At 74.4% G+C, this 1,137-nt stretch carries 1 pseudogene; it reads right to left on the bottom strand.

Annotated features, from left to right (window positions below):
* Positions 1-234: 234 nt before the first annotated feature.
* Positions 235-1,137 (bottom strand): annotated as a pseudogene (locus ACFVHV_RS31990) (hypothetical protein); the annotation flags it as partial.

Raw genomic sequence — 1,137 nt, 5'->3', positions numbered from 1 at the left:
CACCCGTGGCTGTGGGCAACCCCCGTAACACTTATCAGGGCGGAGCTGTCCACACCGAGGAAGGGCCCGCCCCCGGCACCGGGGCGCGTGGCCGAGGTCGGCCGAACCAACCCGCTCGCGATGGGCGAGGGTCGGTCTTCCCGGCCTCCGGACCAAGAAATTAAGCACCCCTTAGCGTGTGCACGCTAAGGGGTTTTCGGGGTTAGCTGGCGGCCCTTACCGGATAGGTTTCTGTCAGGGCTCTTCGTCCTCTCCTGGCATCGGGACGGCCGTCTGTCCCGGGATGGGTCCAGGCTCCTCCGTGTCCTTCACTGCTTCCTCTGGCTTGTCCTCCCCCTTGGACTTTCGGCCGCGACGGGCAGCAGGTTTCTTCGTCTCGCCTTGGGCTGTCCGCAGCGCTTGGAGTTCCCCGGCCAGGCGTTCCACTTCCTGGTGAAGCTGGTCGCGCTCGGTCTCGGCGGCGACGGCGCGGGAGGTCTCGGCCGAGGCTTTGGCCTCCATCTCCTCCAAGTCGGCGAGCGCCTGGTCCCGCCGGCTCTCGGCCTTCTCGGCCCGGTCCTCGGCGCGGCCCCGGGCGGCGTCGGCCGCGTCGGCCCTCGCTTCCGCCTTATCCGCCCTCGACTCGGCGCGGCCCCGGGCGGCGTCGGCCGCGTCGGCCCGCGTCTCGGCCTTATCCGCCCTCGACTCGGCGGCCGAGGCCAGTTGCCGGGCCGCGTCCCGCTCAGTCACCGCCCGGCCGGCGCGGTCGACGGCGGCCGAAGCCTCGCGCCGGGCCTCATCCCGCTCCCGCTCCGCCTCGTCCGCCCTCGCCTCCGCGAGCTGCTGGGCGTGCTCGGCCTGGTCCGCCCGCGCCTTCGCGCGGCCCCGGGCCTGGTCGGCCTTCTCGGCGCGGTCGACGGCGGCCGAAGCCTCGCGCCGGGCCTCATCCCGCTCCCGCTCCGCGGACTCCTGGGCGCGTACGGCGTCCTGACGCTTTTTCTCGGCGGCGTCGGCGCGGGTGATGGCTCGGTCCCGCTCGTCGGCGGCGGCGTCGGCGCGGCCCTCGGCGGCCGAGGCCAGTTGCCGGGCCGCGTCCCGCTCAGTCACCGCCCGGCCGGCGCGGTCGACGGCGGCCGAAGCCTCGCGCCGGGCCTCATC

Source organism: Kitasatospora sp. NPDC127116, from assembly GCF_042677365.1.
GTDB classification, from domain to species: domain Bacteria; phylum Actinomycetota; class Actinomycetes; order Streptomycetales; family Streptomycetaceae; genus Kitasatospora; species Kitasatospora lactacystinica.
The sequence above is the reverse complement of the archived record's forward strand: the minus strand, read 5'-3'. Positions and strand labels throughout refer to the sequence as shown.